General features: G+C 57.6%; 3 protein-coding genes. All 3 read right to left on the bottom strand.

Features of this window, described 5'->3' with window-relative positions:
- Positions 1–608, bottom strand: a 608-nt coding sequence (locus IGS51_RS13860) for a pentapeptide repeat-containing protein (protein ID WP_367279339.1), incomplete at its 3' end; no start/stop codon positions are given.
- 384 nt (positions 609–992) lie between these two features.
- A complete protein-coding gene (locus IGS51_RS13865; protein WP_297079023.1) occupies positions 993–1,148 on the bottom strand; it encodes a hypothetical protein in 156 nt (51 codons plus the stop codon).
- A gap of 154 nt (positions 1,149–1,302) precedes the next feature.
- Positions 1,303–1,534, bottom strand: a 232-nt coding sequence (locus IGS51_RS13870) for a hypothetical protein (protein WP_297079026.1), incomplete at its 5' end; no start/stop codon positions are given.

A 1,534-nucleotide genomic window follows, 5' to 3' on the forward strand; every position in this document is an offset into this window, starting at 1 on the left:
TCTGAAAGGAATAGCGACTGGGCAAACTGGCTCTGGTTGAAAATGGCTGCGGCTTCCCAATGGGTTTGGGCAAAGTCGGCGTTGCTCTGCCAGCGCACGCGGCTGAAATTAGCCACTTGCTGAAAGGTTGCCCGGTTGAAGTTTGCTGCTGCCTGAAACTCGCTGCTCTGAAACGTGGCCCCGCCCTGAAACCGAGCGCGGCCAAATGGCGAAACTGGGTATCGGCAAAGCTGGCGGACTGCCCAAAGCGGGCATCGGCCCAGTCTGCTTCTTGGGTAAAGTCGGCTCCGGCGGTGTCTACTTTGCCCAAAAAAAACGTGTTGCTGAAATCTGCCACGCCCTCGATGCGGGCCTGGGACAGCAGCAGGGGGCCGCGCAGTAGGGTCAGCTTGAGGACGGGGGGCGGGTCTTGGGTCAGCAGGGATCTGGATAGCTGGCTGAGTTGGGTAATTCGACGGCGATCGCGCTTGAGTTGGTTTAGCTCGTCCTCTGTCAGCAGGTTGGGTAGCTCGTCGCCAAAGACCGGAGCCTGCAAGCCCAGTTGGGCGATGTCGAGCTTGCCCTGGATCAGGCTGCTGCTGAGGTCGAGTCCGAGGGGGGTGGGCGATCGCCGCAGGGTTGCCTGCACCAGCCGATAGAACTGGTCGCGGAAGGCGACGTTCTCCGGCCGCAGGTCGATGATTACGCGCCGCAGGTCAATCGCTGCGCCATCTTCCAGGGTCACGGGCTTTTTGAGCCGCTGCTGCAATAGCTCTAGCGTCAAGGGCTGCTGTTCGATCAAAGGAGCCGCCCCCGCCGACTGCATCCAACCCAGCCCGCTCAGCAACACCAGCAGCGCCACCGCCCAGACCCATCTCAGCCGACGCAAGCCCATCCATCGCCTCAATTGCCCACCCAGCCGCGCCTCCGCGTTTTGCCCGACTATCATCTCATCGTCACAGGGTTTGCCACAGCATTAGCCCTAGCATCATCCCACACTCCGCCACAGCCCGTTAGTCGAGCCGCGCCGCTGGATTTGGCGGTGTGCCCCGTTTTTCGCCTTTTGCCAAAATCACCAGCGCTTTGTCGATATCTCGCACTTTAATCGCCCGCACCGCCGTCAGCAGCGCTCGAATTAGCGCCACTTCATCGTCCGACAAGACCACCATTTGCCAATGCTCCAGATGTTAAGTTTTGCCGATTCTACACCTATAGTCACTTAGGCACAAGTGACTAGATTCACATAGGACTATGGAGAAGATCATTGTTTGAGTGCTTAAAACGCTTGTTATGGCAGGAGAGAAAAAAACCCTCAGAGTCTATCTAACCGCCGATGTTGAGAAGATTTTGAGGGTTTTGAGTGCAATTAAAAACCAGAACATTAGCGAAACCGTCCAAATCGCGCTGGAAGAACACTTTGCCCGACCCGACAACCAGGACTTGATCGATCGCCATAAAATCAACGAGATTCCTGAGGACTGAAGCTGCTTTGGTCGCGGCGGTGTTGCGTTGCAAAGCGGCAGGGCGATCGCCCCACCCACCTGCACACAGATAG

Source organism: Thermoleptolyngbya sp. M55_K2018_002, from assembly GCF_015295965.1.
Taxonomy (GTDB): domain Bacteria; phylum Cyanobacteriota; class Cyanobacteriia; order Elainellales; family Elainellaceae; genus Thermoleptolyngbya; species Thermoleptolyngbya sichuanensis.